The sequence below is a fragment of the Staphylococcus aureus genome (assembly GCF_001027105.1).
Lineage (GTDB): Bacteria > Bacillota > Bacilli > Staphylococcales > Staphylococcaceae > Staphylococcus > Staphylococcus aureus.
Genome location: NZ_CP011526.1, coordinates 505,039 through 530,706 on the forward strand (window position 1 = coordinate 505,039; position 25,668 = coordinate 530,706).

Annotated in this window: 14 protein-coding genes and 5 rRNA genes; 17 read left to right on the top strand and 2 right to left on the bottom strand. The window is 37.8% G+C overall.

Annotated features, from left to right (window positions below; genetic code table 11):
- Positions 1-13: 13 nt before the first annotated feature.
- From AA076_RS02455 to rrf (AA076_RS02475), 5 genes are all read left to right on the top strand, one after another.
- Positions 14-2,936: ribosomal RNA gene (locus AA076_RS02455) — 23S ribosomal RNA — on the top strand.
- Between the two features lie 72 nt (positions 2,937-3,008).
- A 5S ribosomal RNA gene (rrf, locus tag AA076_RS02460) occupies positions 3,009-3,123 on the top strand.
- A 212-nt stretch (positions 3,124-3,335) separates the two neighbouring features.
- Positions 3,336-4,887: ribosomal RNA gene (locus tag AA076_RS02465) — 16S ribosomal RNA — on the top strand.
- A gap of 304 nt (positions 4,888-5,191) precedes the next feature.
- A 23S ribosomal RNA gene (locus AA076_RS02470) occupies positions 5,192-8,114 on the top strand.
- A gap of 72 nt (positions 8,115-8,186) precedes the next feature.
- Positions 8,187-8,301: ribosomal RNA gene (rrf, locus tag AA076_RS02475) — 5S ribosomal RNA — on the top strand.
- The 16S, 23S and 5S rRNA genes sit together here, the layout of an rRNA operon.
- A 524-nt stretch (positions 8,302-8,825) precedes the next feature.
- Here the strand turns inward: rrf (AA076_RS02475) and pdxR are convergent.
- On the bottom strand, positions 8,826-10,208 hold the full coding sequence (gene pdxR, locus AA076_RS02480) for a MocR-like pyridoxine biosynthesis transcription factor PdxR (protein WP_000799248.1): 1,383 nt from the start codon (positions 10,206-10,208) through the stop codon (positions 8,826-8,828).
- Positions 10,209-10,311: 103 nt separating this feature from the next.
- Between pdxR and pdxS the strand changes: the two genes are divergently transcribed.
- Together pdxS and pdxT are read left to right on the top strand one after the other, a co-directional pair.
- A complete protein-coding gene (gene pdxS, locus AA076_RS02485) occupies positions 10,312-11,199 on the top strand; it encodes a pyridoxal 5'-phosphate synthase lyase subunit PdxS (protein ID WP_000034728.1) in 888 nt (295 codons plus the stop codon).
- Between the two features lie 3 nt (positions 11,200-11,202).
- The gene (gene pdxT, locus AA076_RS02490) at positions 11,203-11,763 is read left to right on the top strand and encodes a pyridoxal 5'-phosphate synthase glutaminase subunit PdxT (RefSeq protein ID WP_000690439.1); all 561 of its coding nucleotides are present in this window, start codon (positions 11,203-11,205) and stop codon (positions 11,761-11,763) included.
- Between the two features lie 207 nt (positions 11,764-11,970).
- Here the strand turns inward: pdxT and AA076_RS02495 are convergent, their stop codons facing one another.
- Positions 11,971-13,185 (bottom strand): NupC/NupG family nucleoside CNT transporter, encoded by a 1,215-nt coding sequence (locus tag AA076_RS02495; protein ID WP_000547794.1) that lies wholly within the window; start codon positions 13,183-13,185, stop codon positions 11,971-11,973.
- A gap of 157 nt (positions 13,186-13,342) precedes the next feature.
- Between AA076_RS02495 and AA076_RS02500 the strand changes: the two genes are divergently transcribed.
- From AA076_RS02500 to AA076_RS02550, 10 genes are all read left to right on the top strand, one after another.
- Entirely contained in the window at positions 13,343-13,804 is a 462-nt protein-coding gene (locus tag AA076_RS02500; RefSeq protein ID WP_000551762.1) for a CtsR family transcriptional regulator, read from the top strand.
- Between the two features lie 18 nt (positions 13,805-13,822).
- Entirely contained in the window at positions 13,823-14,389 is a 567-nt protein-coding gene (locus AA076_RS02505; RefSeq protein WP_000882069.1) for a UvrB/UvrC motif-containing protein, read from the top strand.
- Positions 14,379-15,386: a protein arginine kinase gene (locus AA076_RS02510; RefSeq protein WP_000149503.1), complete on the top strand. Its 1,008-nt coding sequence runs from the start codon at positions 14,379-14,381 to the stop codon at positions 15,384-15,386. The genes AA076_RS02505 and AA076_RS02510 overlap by 11 nt, the downstream gene beginning before the upstream one ends.
- Positions 15,387-15,399: 13 nt before the next feature.
- Positions 15,400-17,856: an ATP-dependent Clp protease ATP-binding subunit gene (locus AA076_RS02515; protein ID WP_000897132.1), complete on the top strand. Its 2,457-nt coding sequence runs from the start codon at positions 15,400-15,402 to the stop codon at positions 17,854-17,856.
- 484 nt (positions 17,857-18,340) lie between these two features.
- Positions 18,341-19,705 (top strand): DNA repair protein RadA, encoded by a 1,365-nt coding sequence (radA, locus tag AA076_RS02525; protein WP_001085220.1) that lies wholly within the window; start codon positions 18,341-18,343, stop codon positions 19,703-19,705.
- A 24-nt stretch (positions 19,706-19,729) separates the two neighbouring features.
- Positions 19,730-20,803, top strand: a complete 1,074-nt coding sequence (locus AA076_RS02530) for a PIN/TRAM domain-containing protein (RefSeq protein ID WP_001028376.1) — start codon at positions 19,730-19,732, stop codon at positions 20,801-20,803.
- A gap of 556 nt (positions 20,804-21,359) precedes the next feature.
- Positions 21,360-22,814, top strand: coding sequence for a glutamate--tRNA ligase (gene gltX, locus AA076_RS02535; RefSeq protein ID WP_001836183.1), 1,455 nt, complete (start codon positions 21,360-21,362; stop codon positions 22,812-22,814).
- A gap of 422 nt (positions 22,815-23,236) precedes the next feature.
- Positions 23,237-23,884 (top strand): serine O-acetyltransferase, encoded by a 648-nt coding sequence (gene cysE / locus AA076_RS02540; RefSeq protein WP_001805237.1) that lies wholly within the window; start codon positions 23,237-23,239, stop codon positions 23,882-23,884.
- On the top strand, positions 23,868-25,268 hold the full coding sequence (gene cysS, locus AA076_RS02545) for a cysteine--tRNA ligase (RefSeq protein WP_000631963.1): 1,401 nt from the start codon (positions 23,868-23,870) through the stop codon (positions 25,266-25,268). The genes cysE and cysS overlap by 17 nt, the downstream gene beginning before the upstream one ends.
- The gene (locus AA076_RS02550; RefSeq protein ID WP_000370182.1) at positions 25,261-25,665 is read left to right on the top strand and encodes a Mini-ribonuclease 3; all 405 of its coding nucleotides are present in this window, start codon (positions 25,261-25,263) and stop codon (positions 25,663-25,665) included. The genes cysS and AA076_RS02550 overlap by 8 nt, the downstream gene beginning before the upstream one ends.
- The last annotated feature ends 3 nt before the right edge of the window (positions 25,666-25,668 follow it).

The following is a 25,668-nucleotide window of genomic DNA, read 5'->3' on the forward strand; positions in this document are numbered from 1 at the left end:
TGGTGGAAACATAGATTAAGTTATTAAGGGCGCACGGTGGATGCCTTGGCACTAGAAGCCGATGAAGGACGTTACTAACGACGATATGCTTTGGGGAGCTGTAAGTAAGCTTTGATCCAGAGATTTCCGAATGGGGAAACCCAGCATGAGTTATGTCATGTTATCGATATGTGAATACATAGCATATCAGAAGGCACACCCGGAGAACTGAAACATCTTAGTACCCGGAGGAAGAGAAAGAAAATTCGATTCCCTTAGTAGCGGCGAGCGAAACGGGAAGAGCCCAAACCAACAAGCTTGCTTGTTGGGGTTGTAGGACACTCTATACGGAGTTACAAAGGACGACATTAGACGAATCATCTGGAAAGATGAATCAAAGAAGGTAATAATCCTGTAGTCGAAAATGTTGTCTCTCTTGAGTGGATCCTGAGTACGACGGAGCACGTGAAATTCCGTCGGAATCTGGGAGGACCATCTCCTAAGGCTAAATACTCTCTAGTGACCGATAGTGAACCAGTACCGTGAGGGAAAGGTGAAAAGCACCCCGGAAGGGGAGTGAAATAGAACCTGAAACCGTGTGCTTACAAGTAGTCAGAGCCCGTTAATGGGTGATGGCGTGCCTTTTGTAGAATGAACCGGCGAGTTACGATTTGATGCAAGGTTAAGCAGTAAATGTGGAGCCGTAGCGAAAGCGAGTCTGAATAGGGCGTTTAGTATTTGGTCGTAGACCCGAAACCAGGTGATCTACCCTTGGTCAGGTTGAAGTTCAGGTAACACTGAATGGAGGACCGAACCGACTTACGTTGAAAAGTGAGCGGATGAACTGAGGGTAGCGGAGAAATTCCAATCGAACCTGGAGATAGCTGGTTCTCTCCGAAATAGCTTTAGGGCTAGCCTCAAGTGATGATTATTGGAGGTAGAGCACTGTTTGGACGAGGGGCCCCTCTCGGGTTACCGAATTCAGACAAACTCCGAATGCCAATTAATTTAACTTGGGAGTCAGAACATGGGTGATAAGGTCCGTGTTCGAAAGGGAAACAGCCCAGACCACCAGCTAAGGTCCCAAAATATATGTTAAGTGGAAAAGGATGTGGCGTTGCCCAGACAACTAGGATGTTGGCTTAGAAGCAGCCATCATTTAAAGAGTGCGTAATAGCTCACTAGTCGAGTGACACTGCGCCGAAAATGTACCGGGGCTAAACATATTACCGAAGCTGTGGATTGTCCTTTGGACAATGGTAGGAGAGCGTTCTAAGGGCGTTGAAGCATGATCGTAAGGACATGTGGAGCGCTTAGAAGTGAGAATGCCGGTGTGAGTAGCGAAAGACGGGTGAGAATCCCGTCCACCGATTGACTAAGGTTTCCAGAGGAAGGCTCGTCCGCTCTGGGTTAGTCGGGTCCTAAGCTGAGGCCGACAGGCGTAGGCGATGGATAACAGGTTGATATTCCTGTACCACCTATAATCGTTTTAATCGATGGGGGGACGCAGTAGGATAGGCGAAGCGTGCGATTGGATTGCACGTCTAAGCAGTAAGGCTGAGTATTAGGCAAATCCGGTACTCGTTAAGGCTGAGCTGTGATGGGGAGAAGACATTGTGTCTTCGAGTCGTTGATTTCACACTGCCGAGAAAAGCCTCTAGATAGAAAATAGGTGCCCGTACCGCAAACCGACACAGGTAGTCAAGATGAGAATTCTAAGGTGAGCGAGCGAACTCTCGTTAAGGAACTCGGCAAAATGACCCCGTAACTTCGGGAGAAGGGGTGCTCTTTAGGGTTAACGCCCAGAAGAGCCGCAGTGAATAGGCCCAAGCGACTGTTTATCAAAAACACAGGTCTCTGCTAAACCGTAAGGTGATGTATAGGGGCTGACGCCTGCCCGGTGCTGGAAGGTTAAGAGGAGTGGTTAGCTTCTGCGAAGCTACGAATCGAAGCCCCAGTAAACGGCGGCCGTAACTATAACGGTCCTAAGGTAGCGAAATTCCTTGTCGGGTAAGTTCCGACCCGCACGAAAGGCGTAACGATTTGGGCACTGTCTCAACGAGAGACTCGGTGAAATCATAGTACCTGTGAAGATGCAGGTTACCCGCGACAGGACGGAAAGACCCCGTGGAGCTTTACTGTAGCCTGATATTGAAATTCGGCACAGCTTGTACAGGATAGGTAGGAGCCTTTGAAACGTGAGCGCTAGCTTACGTGGAGGCGCTGGTGGGATACTACCCTAGCTGTGTTGGCTTTCTAACCCGCACCACTTATCGTGGTGGGAGAGAGTGTCAGGCGGGCAGTTTGACTGGGGCGGTCGCCTCCTAAAAGGTAACGGAGGCGCTCAAAGGTTCCCTCAGAATGGTTGGAAATCATTCATAGAGTGTAAAGGCATAAGGGAGCTTGACTGCGAGACCTACAAGTCGAGCAGGGTCGAAAGACGGACTTAGTGATCCGGTGGTTCCGCATGGAAGGGCCATCGCTCAACGGATAAAAGCTACCCCGGGGATAACAGGCTTATCTCCCCCAAGAGTTCACATCGACGGGGAGGTTTGGCACCTCGATGTCGGCTCATCGCATCCTGGGGCTGTAGTCGGTCCCAAGGGTTGGGCTGTTCGCCCATTAAAGCGGTACGCGAGCTGGGTTCAGAACGTCGTGAGACAGTTCGGTCCCTATCCGTCGTGGGCGTAGGAAATTTGAGAGGAGCTGTCCTTAGTACGAGAGGACCGGGATGGACATACCTCTGGTGTACCAGTTGTCGTGCCAACGGCATAGCTGGGTAGCTATGTGTGGACGGGATAAGTGCTGAAAGCATCTAAGCATGAAGCCCCCCTCAAGATGAGATTTCCCAACTTCGGTTATAAGATCCCTCAAAGATGATGAGGTTAATAGGTTCGAGGTGGAAGCATGGTGACATGTGGAGCTGACGAATACTAATCGATCGAAGACTTAATCAAAATAAATGTTTTGCGAAGCAAAATCACTTTTACTTACTATCTAGTTTTGAATGTATAAATTACATTCATATGTCTGGTGACTATAGCAAGGAGGTCACACCTGTTCCCATGCCGAACACAGAAGTTAAGCTCCTTAGCGTCGATGGTAGTCGAACTTACGTTCCGCTAGAGTAGAACGTTGCCAGGCAGTTTTTTAATCAAATTTTGGTTAAAAAATAAAATGGACAAGATAAAAAAAGTTATTGACTTAAATGTTAATAAAATGTATAATTAATTCTTGTCGGTAAGAAAAATGAACATTGAAAACTGAATGACAATATGTCAACGTTAATTCCAAAAAACGTAACTATAAGTTACAAACATTATTTAGTATTTATGAGCTAATCAAACATCATAATTTTTATGGAGAGTTTGATCCTGGCTCAGGATGAACGCTGGCGGCGTGCCTAATACATGCAAGTCGAGCGAACGGACGAGAAGCTTGCTTCTCTGATGTTAGCGGCGGACGGGTGAGTAACACGTGGATAACCTACCTATAAGACTGGGATAACTTCGGGAAACCGGAGCTAATACCGGATAATATTTTGAACCGCATGGTTCAAAAGTGAAAGACGGTCTTGCTGTCACTTATAGATGGATCCGCGCTGCATTAGCTAGTTGGTAAGGTAACGGCTTACCAAGGCAACGATGCATAGCCGACCTGAGAGGGTGATCGGCCACACTGGAACTGAGACACGGTCCAGACTCCTACGGGAGGCAGCAGTAGGGAATCTTCCGCAATGGGCGAAAGCCTGACGGAGCAACGCCGCGTGAGTGATGAAGGTCTTCGGATCGTAAAACTCTGTTATTAGGGAAGAACATATGTGTAAGTAACTGTGCACATCTTGACGGTACCTAATCAGAAAGCCACGGCTAACTACGTGCCAGCAGCCGCGGTAATACGTAGGTGGCAAGCGTTATCCGGAATTATTGGGCGTAAAGCGCGCGTAGGCGGTTTTTTAAGTCTGATGTGAAAGCCCACGGCTCAACCGTGGAGGGTCATTGGAAACTGGAAAACTTGAGTGCAGAAGAGGAAAGTGGAATTCCATGTGTAGCGGTGAAATGCGCAGAGATATGGAGGAACACCAGTGGCGAAGGCGACTTTCTGGTCTGTAACTGACGCTGATGTGCGAAAGCGTGGGGATCAAACAGGATTAGATACCCTGGTAGTCCACGCCGTAAACGATGAGTGCTAAGTGTTAGGGGGTTTCCGCCCCTTAGTGCTGCAGCTAACGCATTAAGCACTCCGCCTGGGGAGTACGACCGCAAGGTTGAAACTCAAAGGAATTGACGGGGACCCGCACAAGCGGTGGAGCATGTGGTTTAATTCGAAGCAACGCGAAGAACCTTACCAAATCTTGACATCCTTTGACAACTCTAGAGATAGAGCCTTCCCCTTCGGGGGACAAAGTGACAGGTGGTGCATGGTTGTCGTCAGCTCGTGTCGTGAGATGTTGGGTTAAGTCCCGCAACGAGCGCAACCCTTAAGCTTAGTTGCCATCATTAAGTTGGGCACTCTAAGTTGACTGCCGGTGACAAACCGGAGGAAGGTGGGGATGACGTCAAATCATCATGCCCCTTATGATTTGGGCTACACACGTGCTACAATGGACAATACAAAGGGCAGCGAAACCGCGAGGTCAAGCAAATCCCATAAAGTTGTTCTCAGTTCGGATTGTAGTCTGCAACTCGACTACATGAAGCTGGAATCGCTAGTAATCGTAGATCAGCATGCTACGGTGAATACGTTCCCGGGTCTTGTACACACCGCCCGTCACACCACGAGAGTTTGTAACACCCGAAGCCGGTGGAGTAACCTTTTAGGAGCTAGCCGTCGAAGGTGGGACAAATGATTGGGGTGAAGTCGTAACAAGGTAGCCGTATCGGAAGGTGCGGCTGGATCACCTCCTTTCTAAGGATATATTCGGAACATCTTCTTCAGAAGATGCGGAATAATGTGACATATTGTATTCAGTTTTGAATGTTTATTTAACATTCAAATATTTTTTGGTTAAAGTGATATTGCTTATGCGAGCGCTTGACTAAAAAGAAATTGTACATTGAAAACTAGATAAGTAAGTAAAATATAGATTTTACCAAGCAAAACCGAGTGAATAAAGAGTTTTAAATAAGCTTGAATTCATAAGAAATAATCGCTAGTGTTCGAAAGAACACTCACAAGATTAATAACGCGTTTCCTGTAGGATGGAAACATAGATTAAGTTATTAAGGGCGCACGGTGGATGCCTTGGCACTAGAAGCCGATGAAGGACGTTACTAACGACGATATGCTTTGGGGAGCTGTAAGTAAGCTTTGATCCAGAGATTTCCGAATGGGGAAACCCAGCATGAGTTATGTCATGTTATCGATATGTGAATACATAGCATATCAGAAGGCACACCCGGAGAACTGAAACATCTTAGTACCCGGAGGAAGAGAAAGAAAATTCGATTCCCTTAGTAGCGGCGAGCGAAACGGGAAGAGCCCAAACCAACAAGCTTGCTTGTTGGGGTTGTAGGACACTCTATACGGAGTTACAAAGGACGACATTAGACGAATCATCTGGAAAGATGAATCAAAGAAGGTAATAATCCTGTAGTCGAAAATGTTGTCTCTCTTGAGTGGATCCTGAGTACGACGGAGCACGTGAAATTCCGTCGGAATCTGGGAGGACCATCTCCTAAGGCTAAATACTCTCTAGTGACCGATAGTGAACCAGTACCGTGAGGGAAAGGTGAAAAGCACCCCGGAAGGGGAGTGAAATAGAACCTGAAACCGTGTGCTTACAAGTAGTCAGAGCCCGTTAATGGGTGATGGCGTGCCTTTTGTAGAATGAACCGGCGAGTTACGATTTGATGCAAGGTTAAGCAGTAAATGTGGAGCCGTAGCGAAAGCGAGTCTGAATAGGGCGTTTAGTATTTGGTCGTAGACCCGAAACCAGGTGATCTACCCTTGGTCAGGTTGAAGTTCAGGTAACACTGAATGGAGGACCGAACCGACTTACGTTGAAAAGTGAGCGGATGAACTGAGGGTAGCGGAGAAATTCCAATCGAACCTGGAGATAGCTGGTTCTCTCCGAAATAGCTTTAGGGCTAGCCTCAAGTGATGATTATTGGAGGTAGAGCACTGTTTGGACGAGGGGCCCCTCTCGGGTTACCGAATTCAGACAAACTCCGAATGCCAATTAATTTAACTTGGGAGTCAGAACATGGGTGATAAGGTCCGTGTTCGAAAGGGAAACAGCCCAGACCACCAGCTAAGGTCCCAAAATATATGTTAAGTGGAAAAGGATGTGGCGTTGCCCAGACAACTAGGATGTTGGCTTAGAAGCAGCCATCATTTAAAGAGTGCGTAATAGCTCACTAGTCGAGTGACACTGCGCCGAAAATGTACCGGGGCTAAACATATTACCGAAGCTGTGGATTGTCCTTTGGACAATGGTAGGAGAGCGTTCTAAGGGCGTTGAAGCATGATCGTAAGGACATGTGGAGCGCTTAGAAGTGAGAATGCCGGTGTGAGTAGCGAAAGACGGGTGAGAATCCCGTCCACCGATTGACTAAGGTTTCCAGAGGAAGGCTCGTCCGCTCTGGGTTAGTCGGGTCCTAAGCTGAGGCCGACAGGCGTAGGCGATGGATAACAGGTTGATATTCCTGTACCACCTATAATCGTTTTAATCGATGGGGGGACGCAGTAGGATAGGCGAAGCGTGCGATTGGATTGCACGTCTAAGCAGTAAGGCTGAGTATTAGGCAAATCCGGTACTCGTTAAGGCTGAGCTGTGATGGGGAGAAGACATTGTGTCTTCGAGTCGTTGATTTCACACTGCCGAGAAAAGCCTCTAGATAGAAAATAGGTGCCCGTACCGCAAACCGACACAGGTAGTCAAGATGAGAATTCTAAGGTGAGCGAGCGAACTCTCGTTAAGGAACTCGGCAAAATGACCCCGTAACTTCGGGAGAAGGGGTGCTCTTTAGGGTTAACGCCCAGAAGAGCCGCAGTGAATAGGCCCAAGCGACTGTTTATCAAAAACACAGGTCTCTGCTAAACCGTAAGGTGATGTATAGGGGCTGACGCCTGCCCGGTGCTGGAAGGTTAAGAGGAGTGGTTAGCTTCTGCGAAGCTACGAATCGAAGCCCCAGTAAACGGCGGCCGTAACTATAACGGTCCTAAGGTAGCGAAATTCCTTGTCGGGTAAGTTCCGACCCGCACGAAAGGCGTAACGATTTGGGCACTGTCTCAACGAGAGACTCGGTGAAATCATAGTACCTGTGAAGATGCAGGTTACCCGCGACAGGACGGAAAGACCCCGTGGAGCTTTACTGTAGCCTGATATTGAAATTCGGCACAGCTTGTACAGGATAGGTAGGAGCCTTTGAAACGTGAGCGCTAGCTTACGTGGAGGCGCTGGTGGGATACTACCCTAGCTGTGTTGGCTTTCTAACCCGCACCACTTATCGTGGTGGGAGACAGTGTCAGGCGGGCAGTTTGACTGGGGCGGTCGCCTCCTAAAAGGTAACGGAGGCGCTCAAAGGTTCCCTCAGAATGGTTGGAAATCATTCATAGAGTGTAAAGGCATAAGGGAGCTTGACTGCGAGACCTACAAGTCGAGCAGGGTCGAAAGACGGACTTAGTGATCCGGTGGTTCCGCATGGAAGGGCCATCGCTCAACGGATAAAAGCTACCCCGGGGATAACAGGCTTATCTCCCCCAAGAGTTCACATCGACGGGGAGGTTTGGCACCTCGATGTCGGCTCATCGCATCCTGGGGCTGTAGTCGGTCCCAAGGGTTGGGCTGTTCGCCCATTAAAGCGGTACGCGAGCTGGGTTCAGAACGTCGTGAGACAGTTCGGTCCCTATCCGTCGTGGGCGTAGGAAATTTGAGAGGAGCTGTCCTTAGTACGAGAGGACCGGGATGGACATACCTCTGGTGTACCAGTTGTCGTGCCAACGGCATAGCTGGGTAGCTATGTGTGGACGGGATAAGTGCTGAAAGCATCTAAGCATGAAGCCCCCCTCAAGATGAGATTTCCCAACTTCGGTTATAAGATCCCTCAAAGATGATGAGGTTAATAGGTTCGAGGTGGAAGCATGGTGACATGTGGAGCTGACGAATACTAATCGATCGAAGACTTAATCAAAATAAATGTTTTGCGAAGCAAAATCACTTTTACTTACTATCTAGTTTTGAATGTATAAATTACATTCATATGTCTGGTGACTATAGCAAGGAGGTCACACCTGTTCCCATGCCGAACACAGAAGTTAAGCTCCTTAGCGTCGATGGTAGTCGAACTTACGTTCCGCTAGAGTAGAACGTTGCCAGGCAAAAAATGGATGCGATGAGCCGCATTGAGACCGCAAGGTCTCTTTTTTTTATGTCTAAAACGTCAAAATAAAAAGCAAACACAAAGAAAAATGGCTTGGCGAAGTGAAAACGTTTGAATCTGACGAAACGAGAAAAGAACGCAACGAGTTTAGTAGAGCTAAATGAGTAAGTGAGAGCCGAAGGAGAGGAAAGAAGCAAGCGATTGTCACAAGTCAAGAAAGGTTCTTAGCGAGGATGGTAGCCAACTTACGTTCCGCTAGAGTAGAACTGGAAATGATAATTTAATAATGTACACTTTCGATTGTCTAAGTATGTACAACTTTAATTTTGTGTTTATATAAATTTAAAATGATATCATCGAAAACAAAATATTGTATAAATAGAGAAGAGCAGTAAGACGGTATCTAATTGAAAATGATCTTACTGCTCTTTTATATACTTTATTGAAATACAAAAAGGAAATTAATTATTATACAATAGACAAGCTATTGCATAAGTAACACTAACTTTTATCAAAGAAGTGTTACTTTATAATTAATGATTTTATTAGAGCGTCTACATGCGGTTTTAAAGCATCATCGTCTATACCGCCAAAGCCTAATATAAATTTAGGGGTTTTCTTATAGTCTTGATCATCATCAAAATTATAAACTTGTAATTTTAACTTTACTTTGTTTGCTCTATCAAGACACTCTTGTAATGTTAATCCATTTTTTACTGTAATTGTAAAATGCATACCCGTTTCAGCACCTTGAATATCAAGCTGCTCTTTGTAAGGTTTCAATCTTTTTAAAATATAGGTTAGTTTTCTACGATAAATTCGTCTCATTTTATTTAAATGCCTTTCAAAACCACCGGAAGATATAAACGTTGCAATAAGGTTTTGCATATGAACAGGTACAGTGTTGCCTTCAATGTGATTTTGAGAATGATATTTTTTCATTATAGAATAGGGTAACACCATATATGCAACTCGACAGCTAGGAAAAATAGACTTTGAAAATGTACTGATATAAATCACTTTTTCTCCTCTTGAATATAGACCTTGAATTGCTGGAATGGGTTTGCCGAAATATCTAAACTCGGAATCATAATCATCTTCTATAATAAATCGTTCTTCTTTTTCTTGAGCCCATTGTATTAATTGAGTTCGTTTTTTTAAGTCCATCACATATCCAGTTGGAAATTGATGGGAAGGCGTTATATATACTATATTTTTTTGTGATTTAATAACTTCATCTACGTTTATTCCATTATCTTCAACTTCAATTTGTTCATATTCAACTTGTTTTTTATCTAAAATATTTTTGATTGGTGGATAACTAGGTTTTTCGATAATAAATGTTGAAGTATAAAGTAAATCGACTAATTGATTTACTAATTGTTCGGTAGATGAGCCAATTATAATTTGATTAGGATCACAAATTACGCCACGATTAGTAAATAAATAAAATGCCAGTTGAAACCGCAAATGTAATTCTCCTTGAAAATGTCCTCTACGTAATTGATTTAAATGATTTGTATCATAAAGATCTTTGGAATACTTTCTGAAAAGTTCTATAGGGAAATGTTTCGTATCTATTTCATCCAAATTAAAAGCATAATCATAAGCTTCATCACTCGCTTTTGGTTTATATGAATCATCATCAAAAAGAGAGGGGATAGGTTGATTGTTTAAAATTGTTAAAGATTCAATTTCGGACACAAAATATCCAGAGCGAGGTCTTGAATAAATGTAACCTTCGTCTAATAGAAGTTGATATGCATGCTCTACGGTTGTTTGGCTAATAGATAAATGTTTGCTTAATTGTCTTTTAGAATAAAATTTATCGCCTTCTTTAAATTGACCTTCAATTATTTGTTTTTTTAATTTTTCATAAAGTTGATGGTATAAAGTGTTTTTCAATTTTATAACTGACCTCCTAAATTTATCTTATTTTGTACCTTTTTAAATATCAGTTTATACATTACAATGTATTTAATCAACTTGAAAAGGGGTTTTATGTATAATGAGTAAAATTATTGGATCAGACAGAGTCAAAAGAGGTATGGCTGAAATGCAAAAAGGCGGCGTTATTATGGATGTCGTTAATGCTGAGCAAGCAAGAATTGCAGAAGAAGCTGGCGCGGTAGCAGTTATGGCATTAGAACGAGTACCTTCTGATATTAGAGCTGCTGGTGGTGTTGCACGTATGGCAAACCCTAAAATTGTAGAAGAAGTAATGAATGCTGTTTCTATTCCAGTCATGGCTAAAGCACGTATTGGTCATATCACTGAAGCAAGAGTATTAGAGGCGATGGGTGTTGACTATATTGATGAATCAGAAGTGTTAACACCAGCAGATGAGGAATATCACTTAAGAAAAGATCAATTTACAGTACCATTTGTATGTGGATGTCGTAATTTAGGTGAAGCTGCGCGTAGAATTGGTGAAGGTGCTGCTATGTTACGTACTAAAGGTGAACCAGGTACAGGTAATATTGTTGAAGCTGTAAGACATATGAGACAAGTTAATTCAGAAGTTAGTCGATTGACTGTAATGAATGATGATGAGATTATGACTTTTGCGAAAGATATCGGTGCGCCTTATGAAATTTTAAAACAAATTAAAGACAATGGTCGTTTACCGGTAGTTAACTTTGCAGCTGGTGGCGTTGCGACTCCTCAAGATGCTGCTTTAATGATGGAATTAGGTGCTGACGGTGTATTCGTTGGATCAGGTATTTTTAAATCAGAAGATCCAGAAAAATTTGCTAAAGCAATTGTTCAAGCAACAACACATTACCAAGACTATGAACTAATTGGAAGATTAGCAAGTGAACTTGGCACTGCTATGAAAGGTTTAGATATCAATCAATTATCATTAGAAGAACGTATGCAAGAGCGTGGTTGGTAAGATATGAAAATAGGTGTATTAGCATTACAAGGTGCAGTACGTGAACATATTAGACATATTGAATTAAGTGGTCATGAAGGTATTGCAGTTAAAAAAGTTGAACAATTAGAAGAAATCGAGGGCTTAATATTACCTGGTGGCGAGTCTACAACGTTACGTCGATTAATGAATTTATATGGATTTAAAGAGGCTTTACAAAATTCAACTTTACCTATGTTTGGTACATGCGCAGGATTAATAGTTCTAGCGCAAGATATAGTTGGTGAAGAAGGATACCTTAACAAGTTGAATATTACTGTACAACGAAACTCATTCGGTAGACAAGTTGACAGCTTTGAAACAGAATTAGATATTAAAGGTATCGCTACAGATATTGAAGGTGTCTTTATAAGAGCCCCACATATTGAAAAAGTAGGTCAAGGCGTAGATATCCTATGTAAGGTTAATGAGAAAATTGTAGCTGTTCAGCAAGGTAAATATTTAGGCGTATCATTCCATCCTGAATTAACAGATGACTATAGAGTAACTGATTACTTTATTAATCATATTGTAAAAAAAGCATAGCTTAATGTATGCTAAATCAACGAATTATTGATATTTATAGATTTGTTGAGAAGAAAATATCTCCTTCAAACTTAGCTTTGGAGGAGTTATTTTTTATGTCAAAATTAAAAATGATAAAAAATAAAGCTATACATAAGAAAAAAACCCTTCAAAGAGACTGAGAATAGTCAAAATTTTGAAGGGGTTAATTCGATGTTGATGTATTTGTTAAATAAAGAATCCAGCGATTGCAGCTGAAATGAAAGATACTAGTGTTGCACCGAATAATAATTTCAAACCAAAGCGGGCAACTGTATCTCCTTTTTTGTCATTAAGTGATTTAATCGCACCTGAAATAATACCGATAGAGCTAAAGTTAGCAAATGATACTAAGAATACAGATGTAACACCTTTTGCGTGTTCAGATAAATCACTAAGTTTACCAAGTGCTTGCATTGCTACAAATTCGTTAGATAATAGTTTTGTCGCCATAACTGAACCGGCTTGAACTGCATCTTGCCATGGCACACCGACTAAGAATGCAAATGGTGCAAAGACAAAACCAATTAATGTTTGGAAATCCCAAGAAATAGCGCCACCTGAAACTGTACTAAAGATATTGCTTACAATTCCATTTAATAGAGCGATAATGGCAATGTATCCGATTAACATTGCGCCTACAATGACAGCTACTTTAAATCCATCTAAAATATATTCTCCTAGCATTTCGAAGAATGATTGTTGTCTTTCTTCAGTTTCTTCAACTAATAATTTGTCATCTTCTTCATTAACTTTATAAGGGTTAATAATTGAAGCGATGATGAAACCACCAAATAAGTTTAAGACAACAGCCGTTACAACATATTTAGGTTCAATTAAGGTAAAGTATGCACCGATAATTGAAGCAGAAACAGTCGACATTGCTGAAGCTGTTAATGTGTATAAACGTTGCTTAGGTATGTATGGTAATTGTTTTTTAATTGAAATAAATACTTCAGATTGTCCCAAAATTGCTGCAGCAACTGCATTGTATGATTCTAAACGTCCCATACCATTAATTTTAGAAATTAAGAATCCTAAAACATTAATGATTAAAGGTAAAATCTTTGTGTATTGAAGGATACCGATAATCGCTGAAATAAATACGATAGGTAATAATACACTGAAGAAGAATGGTGGTTGCTTAGGATCGATATATTGAATACCACCGAATACAAAGTTAACACCATCTGCTGCTTTTAATAATAAGTAGTTAAAACCGTTTGAAATACCACCAATAACCTTGATTCCCATTGTAGTTTTAAGCAAGATAAATGCAAAGATAAGCTGAATTGCAAGTAAAATTCCTACATATTTCCAGCGAATATTTTTCCTGTCTGAGCTAAATAGAAACGCAAGTGCTAAAAAGAAGATAATTCCGATAATCCCAATTAGAATATGCATATATTTCTCATTCCTTTAGTTTTTTCTACAATCTATCATACAATAAAATGGAAGGGCTAACATCATAAATTTTTGAAAATATAAAAACAAATTAATTGAAAAAGGTCAAAATAGGTCATATAATATAGTCAAAGAAGGTCAAAAAGGGGTGATATACATGCACAATATGTCTGACATCATAGAACAATACATCAAACGTTTATTTGAAGAGTCGAATGAAGATGTCGTTGAAATTCAGAGAGCGAATATCGCACAGCGTTTTGATTGCGTACCATCACAATTAAATTATGTAATCAAAACACGATTCACTAATGAACATGGTTATGAAATCGAAAGTAAACGTGGTGGTGGTGGTTACATCCGAATCACTAAAATTGAAAATAAAGATGCAACAGGTTATATTAATCATTTGCTTCAGCTGATTGGACCTTCTATTTCTCAACAACAAGCTTATTATATTATTGATGGGCTTTTAGATAAAATGTTAATAAATGAACGTGAAGCTAAAATGATTCAAGCAGTTATTGATAGAGAAACGCTATCAATGGATATGGTTTCTAGAGATATTATTAGAGCAAATATTTTAAAACGTTTGTTACCAGTTATAAATTATTACTAAATGAAATGAGGTGTTGAAGTGCTTTGTGAAAATTGTCAACTTAATGAAGCGGAATTAAAAGTTAAAGTTACAAGTAAAAATAAAACAGAAGAAAAAATGGTGTGTCAAACTTGTGCTGAGGGGCACCATCCGTGGAATCAAGCTAATGAACAACCTGAATATCAAGAACATCAAGATAATTTCGAAGAAGCATTTGTTGTTAAGCAAATTTTACAACATTTAGCTACGAAACATGGAATTAATTTTCAAGAAGTAGCGTTTAAAGAAGAAAAACGTTGCCCATCATGTCATATGACTTTGAAAGATATTGCACATGTTGGTAAATTTGGGTGTGCTAATTGTTATGCAACATTTAAAGATGACATCATTGATATCGTCCGCAGAGTTCAAGGTGGACAATTTGAGCACGTTGGAAAGACACCACATTCTTCACATAAAAAGATAGCTTTAAAGCGAAAAATCGAAGAAAAGAATGAATATTTGAAAAAACTTATTGAAATCCAAGATTTTGAGGAAGCAGCCATTGTTAGAGATGAAATTAAAGCACTAAAAGCTGAGAGTGAGGTGCAACATGATGACGCATAATATTCATGATAATATCAGCCAATGGATGAAAAGTAATGAAGAAACACCAATTGTTATGTCTTCTAGAATTCGGTTAGCGCGTAATTTAGAAAATCATGTGCATCCACTAATGTATGCTACTGAAAATGATGGATTTAGAGTTATAAATGAGGTACAAGATGCCTTGCCAAACTTTGAATTAATGCGTCTTGATCAAATGGATCAACAAAGTAAAATGAAAATGGTTGCAAAGCATTTGATTAGTCCTGAACTAATAAAACAACCAGCAGCCGCAGTATTAGTGAATGACGATGAATCTTTAAGTGTCATGATAAATGAAGAGGACCATATTCGTATTCAAGCTATGGGAACTGACACGACATTACAGGCTTTATATAATCAAGCTTCATCAATTGATGATGAATTAGATCGAAGCCTTGATATAAGTTATGATGAACAACTTGGTTATTTAACTACATGTCCTACCAATATAGGTACTGGTATGAGAGCAAGCGTGATGCTACATTTGCCAGGTCTATCTATTATGAAAAGAATGACACGGATTGCTCAAACCATTAATCGTTTTGGATATACAATCAGAGGTATTTACGGTGAAGGTTCGCAAGTTTATGGACATACTTATCAAGTATCCAACCAACTTACACTTGGTAAATCTGAGTTAGAAATCATAGAAACATTAACAGAAGTTGTTAATCAAATCATTCATGAAGAAAAACAAATACGACAAAAGTTAGACACTTATAATCAATTAGAAACACAAGACCGTGTTTTTCGCTCGCTAGGTATTTTACAAAACTGTAGAATGATAACTATGGAAGAGGCTTCTTATAGATTAAGCGAAGTTAAACTTGGTATAGATTTAAATTACATTGAATTACAAAACTTTAAATTTAATGAATTGATGGTAGCTATACAGTCACCATTTTTATTAGATGAAGAAGATGACAAATCTGTAAAAGAAAAACGAGCAGATATACTAAGAGAACATATAAAGTAGGAGGTCATTATTTATGTTATTTGGTAGATTAACTGAGCGTGCACAGCGCGTATTAGCACATGCCCAAGAAGAAGCAATTCGTTTAAATCATTCAAATATAGGAACAGAACACCTATTATTGGGGTTAATGAAAGAACCTGAAGGAATTGCTGCAAAAGTATTAGAAAGTTTTAATATCACTGAAGATAAAGTAATTGAAGAAGTTGAAAAATTAATCGGACATGGTCAAGATCATGTTGGTACATTGCATTATACACCTAGAGCTAAAAAAGTCATTGAATTATCGATGGATGAAGCTAGAAAATTACATCACAATTTTGTTGGAACGGAACATATTTTATTAGGCTTGATTCGTGAAAATGAAGGTGTTGCAGCAAGAGTTTTTGCAAATCTAGATTTAAATATTACTAAAGCACGTGCACAAGTTGTGAAAGCTTTAGGAAACCCTGAAATGAGTAATAAAAATGCACAAGCTAGTAAGTCAAATAATACTCCAACTTTAGATAGTTTAGCTCGTGACTTAACAGTCATTGCCAAAGACGGTACATTAGATCCTGTTATAGGACGTGATAAAGAAATTACACGTGTAATTGAAGTATTAAGTAGACGTACGAAAAACAATCCTGTGCTTATTGGAGAGCCAGGTGTTGGTAAAACTGCTATTGCTGAAGGTTTAGCGCAAGCCATAGTGAATAATGAGGTACCAGAGACATTAAAAGATAAGCGTGTTATGTCTTTAGATATGGGAACAGTAGTTGCAGGTACTAAATATCGTGGTGAATTTGAAGAGCGTCTGAAAAAGGTTATGGAAGAAATCCAACAAGCAGGTAATGTCATCCTATTTATTGATGAGTTGCATACTTTAGTTGGTGCTGGTGGTGCTGAAGGTGCTATCGATGCTTCGAATATTTTGAAGCCGGCATTAGCACGTGGTGAATTACAATGTATTGGTGCTACTACATTAGATGAATATCGCAAAAATATTGAAAAAGACGCGGCTTTAGAACGTCGTTTCCAACCTGTACAAGTTGATGAACCTTCAGTAGTAGATACAGTTGCTATTTTAAAAGGATTAAGAGATCGTTACGAAGCACACCATCGTATTAATATTTCAGACGAAGCTATTGAAGCAGCTGTTAAATTAAGTAACAGATACGTTTCAGATCGTTTCTTACCAGATAAAGCAATTGATTTAATTGATGAAGCAAGTTCTAAAGTAAGACTTAAGAGTCATACGACACCTAATAATTTAAAAGAAATTGAACAAGAAATTGAAAAAGTTAAAAATGAAAAAGATGCCGCAGTACATGCTCAAGAGTTTGAAAATGCTGCTAACCTGCGTGATAAACAAACAAAACTTGAAAAGCAATATGAAGAAGCTAAAAATGAATGGAAGAATGCACAAAATGGTATGTCAACTTCATTGTCAGAAGAAGATATTGCTGAAGTTATTGCAGGATGGACAGGTATCCCATTAACTAAAATCAATGAAACAGAATCTGAAAAACTTCTTAGTCTAGAAGATACATTACATGAGAGAGTTATTGGGCAAAAAGATGCTGTTAATTCAATCAGTAAAGCGGTTAGACGTGCCCGTGCAGGGTTAAAAGATCCTAAACGACCAATTGGTAGCTTTATCTTCCTTGGACCAACTGGTGTTGGTAAAACTGAATTAGCTAGAGCTTTAGCTGAATCAATGTTTGGCGATGATGATGCGATGATCCGTGTAGACATGAGTGAATTTATGGAAAAACACGCAGTGAGCCGATTAGTTGGTGCTCCTCCAGGATATGTTGGTCATGATGATGGTGGACAATTAACTGAAAAAGTTAGACGTAAACCATATTCTGTAATTTTATTTGATGAAATTGAAAAAGCTCATCCAGATGTATTTAATATTCTATTACAAGTTTTAGATGATGGACATTTGACAGATACAAAAGGACGTACAGTTGATTTCAGAAATACAATTATCATAATGACATCAAACGTTGGGGCACAAGAATTACAAGATCAACGATTTGCTGGATTCGGTGGTTCAAGTGATGGACAAGATTATGAAACAATTCGAAAAACGATGTTAAAAGAATTAAAAAATTCATTCCGTCCAGAATTTTTAAACCGTGTAGATGATATCATTGTATTCCATAAACTAACAAAAGAAGAATTAAAAGAAATTGTAACAATGATGGTTAATAAATTAACAAATCGATTATCTGAACAAAACATAAATATTATTGTAACTGATAAAGCGAAAGACAAAATCGCAGAAGAAGGATATGATCCAGAATATGGTGCAAGACCATTAATTAGAGCGATACAAAAAACTATCGAAGATAATTTAAGTGAATTAATATTAGATGGTAATCAAATTGAAGGTAAGAAAGTTACAGTAGATCATGATGGTAAAGAGTTTAAATATGACATTGCTGAACAAACTTCAGAAACTAAAACACCATCGCAAGCATAATTATAAAACAGTCCAAAACAAATTAAAGTTTTGGGCTGTTTTTTTAGTAGCATTGAACTATAGAAATTCGTGAAAGTATCCATCAACGAAACAATCTAATAAAACAATCATCAAAGGATAGTTAAGAATTATATGTAACAAGTTAATGAGCCTACAGCGATAGCATAAAGGTATGAATTTTTATAAAGGTTTTTTGTTTGAAGATACTAGCAACTTACGTCAAAATAAAATAGGTCTATATAATATTGTGATAAATCTAGAGAAAAGAGTTTACTAAGAAATTATTAAGATTTTATCTTTGAAAGATACCGACTATCAACATGATGTAAGTTTATTTTATAATATTCATAAAAAATAAATCTGGTAAAACAGTTTGCGTTAGTAGTCATGTTAAAATACAAACAAATGTAACTCACATTTAATTTGTCATAATGGGAATGTGCGTTTAAAATAGATTTGTTCAAAGGAAAGTGGAGGTGCAATTTTGGCCAAGAAAAAAGTGATTTTTGAATGTATGGCTTGTGGTTATCAATCTCCTAAATGGATGGGGAAATGTCCTAATTGTGGCGCTTGGAATCAAATGGAGGAAATTGTTGAAAAAGCAGCCAATCCTAAACATGGAGTTAAAACCAAGGAATTAGCAGGTAAAGTACAAAAATTAAATAGTATTAAACATGAAACAACGCCGAGAGTGTTAACAGATTCAGCAGAATTCAACCGTGTATTAGGTGGAGGTATTGTGAGCGGATCGTTAGTACTTATTGGTGGGGATCCAGGTATTGGTAAGTCAACGTTACTTTTACAAATTTGTGCATCGTTATCTCAAAAGAAAAAAGTACTATATATTACTGGAGAAGAATCGCTTAGTCAGACTAAATTACGTGCAGAGCGATTAGATGAAGATTCAAGTGAATTGCAAGTATTAGCTGAAACAGATCTTGAAGTTATTTATCAAACAGTAAAAGAAGAACAACCTGATTTATTAGTAGTGGATTCGATTCAAACAATATATCATCCTGAAATCAGCTCTGCGCCAGGTTCTGTTTCACAAGTTCGTGAAAGTACACAAAGTTTAATGAATATTGCTAAACAAATGAACATTGCAACTTTTATAGTGGGTCATGTAACGAAAGAAGGTCAAATTGCTGGCCCAAGATTGCTAGAACACATGGTTGATACTGTGCTTTATTTTGAAGGCGATGAACACCACGCATATCGAATTTTGCGAGCTGTTAAAAACCGTTTTGGTTCAACGAATGAAATGGGAATCTTCGAAATGAAGCAAAGTGGATTAAAAGGTGTAAATAATCCATCTGAAATGTTTTTAGAAGAACGTTCAACAAATGTTCCAGGTTCAACAATTGTTGCAACCATGGAGGGAACCAGACCACTTTTAATAGAAGTTCAAGCGCTGGTAACTCCAACGACTTTTAACAATCCGAGACGAATGGCAACAGGGATTGATCATAATCGATTAAGTTTGTTGATGGCTGTTTTGGAAAAGAAAGAAAATTATCTATTACAACAACAAGATGCTTATATCAAAGTAGCTGGCGGTGTAAAGTTAACGGAGCCAGCAGTTGATTTAAGTGTAATTGTAGCAACTGCATCTAGCTTTAAAGATAAAGCTGTCGACGGATTAGATTGCTATATTGGAGAAGTTGGTTTAACGGGTGAGGTACGTCGTGTATCTCGGATAGAACAACGCGTGCAAGAGGCTGCAAAACTAGGTTTCAAACGTGTAATTATTCCTAAAAATAATATAGGCGGATGGACATATCCTGAAGGTATACAAGTAATAGGTGTAACTACTGTACATGAAGTATTGTCATTTGCTCTTCATTCATAAAACATCAAGAAAGGAGGACATTGTGTGAATATCGTTAAACTAATGGTTATTATTATTTACTTAATTATTGGGAGCGCATTAGGAATAATTATTATTCCTGAAATTGCAAATGATCTTGGATTACAAAACTCCAGCTTTTTAAAAAATCACTATGTAGATGGCATTATCGGTAGTATTTTTATGTTCTTAATTTTTGGTGTATTTATTAGACGAGTTACTAACGCTATAAAAGGTTTAGAACATTTTATTATGCGTAGAAGTGCTGTTGAAATACTATTCGCAACAATAGGTTTAATAATCGGATTACTTATTTCTGTTATGGTGTCGTTTATATTAGAATCAATTGGCAACTCTATTTTTAATCATTTCATTCCTGTCATAATTACGATATTACTATGTTATTTCGGTTTCCAATTTGGCCTTAAAAAACGAGATGAAATGTTAATGTTTTTACCTGAGAATATAGCGCGTTCCATGTCACAACATACTAAAAGTGCTACGCCAAAAATTATCGACACAAGCGCAATTATTGATGGTCGTATTTTAGAAGTCATTCGTTGCGGTTTTATCGATGGCAATATTTTAATTCCACAAGGTGTTATTAATGAATTACAAATTGTTGCAGATTCAAATGACAGTGTTAAACGTGAAAAGGGTAAAAGAGGCTTAGATATTTTAAATGAATTGTATGATTTAGACTATCCTACAAAGGTTATACATCCAACTAAAACACATAGTGATATTGATACGATGTTATTAAAATTAGCAAAACAATATCATGCAAGTATTATAACGACAGATTTCAACCTAAATAAAGTTTGTCATGTACATGGTATCAAAGCATTAAATGTTAATGATTTATCAGAAGCAATCAAACCTAATGTACATCAAGGTGATCAACTGCATATTTTACTGACAAAAATGGGTAAGGAGCCTGGTCAGGCAGTAGGATATCTAGATGATGGTACGATGGTAGTTGTTGATAATGCTAAAAATCTTATTGGCAGTCATGTCAATTTAGAAGTAGTCAGCTTATTGCAAACATCTTCAGGAAGAATTGTTTTTGCTAAAAAAATCGAAGATACAGTATCATTATAAAAACTGTAGTTGACGAAAACAAAATAGATATTAAAAGGTATATGAAATGGCGAAGTTTGTAATTTGAAGTATAACTATAAATAAATGCAAAACATATTAGTTATCAAAAAATACAAATAGTGCTAATATATCATTGAAACAAGTTCATTAAGTGTTAAATTTTAGATATTAATAAAGTTATTCTTATAGCAATCAAGACATACAAAATTAGAATCAATTTTAACGTATTTGAATAGTTAATTTGAAGTTTAATTTCACAGTACATAATATTCATTTTTAAGTCGTTGAAATGTTTATGTAGTGCAGTCTTGATTCTTAGGGATAGCTTTTTTAAAGTGTTGAAAAAACAACAGCTTTCTATTTAAAATTTAAGCATATTACCCAGGGAATTATGTTATGATTAAACAATGAAATTATTTTAAGGTCATGTTAAAAAGCATTGTTTCGTTTTAACAATAAGACGAGTTAGACATTTGTTATGACGGTCGAAGATAGCAAATGAACAATTTATATGAACTAACTTGAAAATCTGATATTTAATTTAGGAGTGAAAAAAATGAGCGATCGTATAAGAGTAAGATATGCACCAAGTCCAACTGGGTATCTTCATATTGGTAATGCAAGAACAGCATTATTCAATTACTTGTATGCTAAACATTACAACGGAGATTTTGTGATTCGAATTGAAGATACTGATAAAAAACGTAATTTAGAAGATGGAGAAACATCACAATTTGATAATCTTAAATGGTTAGGATTAGATTGGGATGAGTCTGTAGATAAAGACAATGGCTACGGACCATATCGTCAATCTGAACGTCAACATATCTACCAACCATTAATAGATCAGTTACTAGCAGAAGATAAAGCATATAAATGCTATATGACAGAAGAAGAATTAGAAGCTGAACGTGAAGCGCAAATCGCTCGTGGTGAAATGCCTCGCTATGGTGGTCAACATGCGCATTTGACTGAAGAACAACGTCAACAATTTGAAGCAGAAGGACGCCAACCATCAATTCGTTTCCGAGTACCTCAAAACCAAACGTATTCATTTGATGATATGGTAAAAGGAAATATTTCATTTGATTCAAATGGTATTGGTGACTGGGTTATCGTAAAAAAAGATGGCATTCCAACGTACAATTTTGCAGTAGCTATAGATGATCATTACATGCAAATTTCAGATGTAATTCGTGGTGATGATCATATTTCAAACACGCCTAAACAAATTATGATTTATGAAGCATTTGGCTGGGAGCCACCTCGTTTTGGTCATATGTCATTAATTGTTAATGAAGAACGTAAAAAGTTAAGTAAACGTGATGGGCAAATTTTACAATTTATTGAGCAATATCGTGACTTAGGTTATTTACCTGAAGCGTTATTTAATTTTATTGCGTTATTAGGTTGGTCTCCTGAAGGTGAAGAAGAAATCTTTTCTAAAGAAGAATTTATCAAAATCTTTGATGAAAAGCGTTTGTCAAAATCACCAGCATTTTTCGATAAGCAAAAATTAGCATGGGTTAATAACCAATATATGAAACAAAAAAATACTGAAACAGTATTCCAATTAGCATTACCTCATTTAATTAAAGCAAATTTGATTCCTGAGGTGCCGTCAGAAGAGGATTTATCTTGGGGACGCAAATTAATTGCGCTTTATCAAAAAGAAATGAGTTATGCCGGTGAAATTGTACCTTTATCAGAAATGTTCTTTAAAGAAATGCCAGCTCTTGGTGAAGAAGAACAACAAGTGATTAATGGAGAGCAAGTACCAGAGTTAATGACGCACTTATTCAGTAAATTAGAAGCACTTGAACCATTTGAAGCGGCTGAAATTAAAAAGACAATTAAAGAAGTTCAAAAAGAAACAGGAATAAAAGGCAAGCAATTATTTATGCCTATTCGTGTTGCTGTAACAGGCCAAATGCATGGTCCTGAATTACCAAATACAATTGAAGTACTTGGTAAAGAAAAAGTGCTAAACCGTTTAAAACAATATAAGTAATGAAATAGACAAGATCAAGGTAGTATATACTTGAATTTTATAACGTAACCACATATGATAAAGTTGTATTAACAAATTACAACAATATGAATAAAGTATTTTATATAAAACGAAGGATTAGTAATTAAATTTATACGATGCAGAGAGTGTACGGTTGCTGTGAGTACAACGTAGAAATTAATGAATGCACCTTCGTAAAATGAATTAAATATATAATGAGAGTGATGAGCATTAAGTTGACTTAGTTTCCTTGATAATTTGGAAGCGCCCGCAATATTATTAATGTTATTCGCTAAATTCAGAGTGGAACCGTGCGGAAGCGCCTCTAACAATACAATTTGTATGTTAGTGGTGCTTTTTTGATATTTAATTTCGCAGGTACTTCAATTATGTATTTACGTAGTTCAATCATTGAGGAGGAAATGATCTTGTTAAAAAGAATGAGAGACGATATAAAAATGGTATTTGAGCAGGATCCAGCGGCACGTTCAACATTAGAAGTCATTACAACGTATGCAGGTTTACATGCAGTTTGGAGTCATTTGATTGCACATAAGTTATACAACCAAAAAAAATATGTTGCAGCACGCGCGATATCTCAAATTTCAAGATTTTTCACAGGTATAGAAATCCATCCAGGTGCTAAAATTGGAAAGCGTCTATTTATAGATCATGGTATGGGCGTTGTAATAGGAGAAACATGTACAATTGGTGATAATGTGACAATCTATCAAGGCGTGACACTTGGTGGGACAGGGAAAGAAAGAGGGAAAAGACACCCAGATATAGGAGACAATGTTTTAATAGCAGCCGGTGCGAAAGTTTTAGGAAATATTAAAATAAATTCAAATGTAAATATTGGTGCAAATTCAGTTGTTTTACAATCAGTTCCAAGTTATTCAACGGTTGTTGGTATACCAGGACATATTGTTAAGCAAGATGGTGTTCGAGTTGGAAAAACATTTGATCATCGCCATCTACCTGATCCAATTTATGAACAAATTAAGCATTTAGAACGACAACTTGAAAAGACTAGGAATGGAGAGATTCAAGATGATTACATTATATAATACGCTTACACGTCAAAAAGAAGTGTTCAAGCCTATAGAACCAGGGAAAGTAAAAATGTATGTATGTGGTCCTACTGTATATAACTACATTCATATTGGTAACGCAAGACCAGCAATTAATTATGACGTAGTGAGACGTTACTTTGAATACCAAGGATATAATGTAGAATATGTATCAAATTTTACAGACGTAGATGATAAATTAATTAAACGTTCTCAAGAATTAAATCAGTCTGTTCCCGAAATTGCAGAAAAATATATCGCTGCTTTTCATGAAGATGTTGGTGCGTTAAATGTTAGAAAAGCGACTTCAAATCCAAGGGTAATGGACCATATGGATGACATTATTCAATTTATTAAAGATTTGGTGGATCAAGGTTATGCATATGAAAGTGGTGGCGATGTTTACTTTAGAACACGTAAATTTGAAGGTTATGGTAAATTAAGTCATCAATCCATAGATGACTTAAAAGTGGGTGCTCGTATAGATGCAGGAGAGCATAAAGAAGATGCACTTGATTTTACATTGTGGAAAAAAGCGAAGCCTGGCGAGATTAGTTGGGATAGCCCATTTGGTGAAGGTAGACCAGGATGGCATATAGAATGTTCTGTAATGGCATTTCATGAGCTAGGACCTACAATTGATATACATGCGGGTGGTTCAGATTTACAATTTCCACATCATGAAAATGAAATAGCACAATCAGAAGCACATAATCATGCGCCATTTGCTAATTATTGGATGCATAATGGTTTCATTAATATTGATAATGAAAAAATGAGTAAATCACTAGGCAACTTTATTTTAGTTCACGATATTATTAAAGAAGTTGATCCAGATGTACTAAGATTCTTTATGATTAGCGTACATTATAGAAGCCCAATTAACTATAATCTAGAATTGGTAGAATCAGCACGTAGTGGACTAGAGCGTATTCGCAATAGTTATCAATTAATTGAAGAGCGCGCACAAATTGCTACTAATATTGAAAATCAACAGACATATATTGATCAAATTGATGCGATTTTAAATCGTTTTGAAACAGTTATGAATGATGATTTTAATACAGCTAATGCAATTACAGCTTGGTATGATTTAGCAAAACTTGCGAATAAATATGTACTAGAGAACACAACATCAACAGAAGTAATTGATAAATTTAAAGCAGTTTATCAAATTTTCAGCGATGTTTTAGGTGTACCGTTAAAATCTAAAAATGCAGATGAATTATTGGATGAAGATGTTGAAAAATTAATCGAAGAGCGTAATGAAGCAAGGAAAAACAAAGATTTTGCACGAGCAGATGAAATTCGAGACATGCTGAAATCACAAAACATTATATTAGAAGACACACCTCAAGGGGTTAGATTTAAACGTGGATAATCAACAAGATAATCACATTAAATTATTGAATCCATTGACCTTAGCATATATGGGAGACGCAGTCTTAGATCAATATGTACGTACCTATATCGTTTTAAAGCTTAAAAGTAAGCCTAATAAACTACATCAAATGTCTAAAAAATATGTATCTGCCAAAAGTCAGGCGCAAACGTTAGAATATTTAATGGAGCAAGAATGGTTTACAGACGAAGAAATGGATATTTTGAAGCGAGGGCGTAACGCGAAAAGTCATACTAAAGCTAAAAACACTGATGTTCAAACATATCGTAAAAGTTCAGCGATAGAAGCAGTGATAGGTTTTCTTTATTTAGAAAAAAGAGAAGAACGATTAGAGGCATTATTAAATAAAATAATAACAATAGTAAACGAAAGGTAGTGA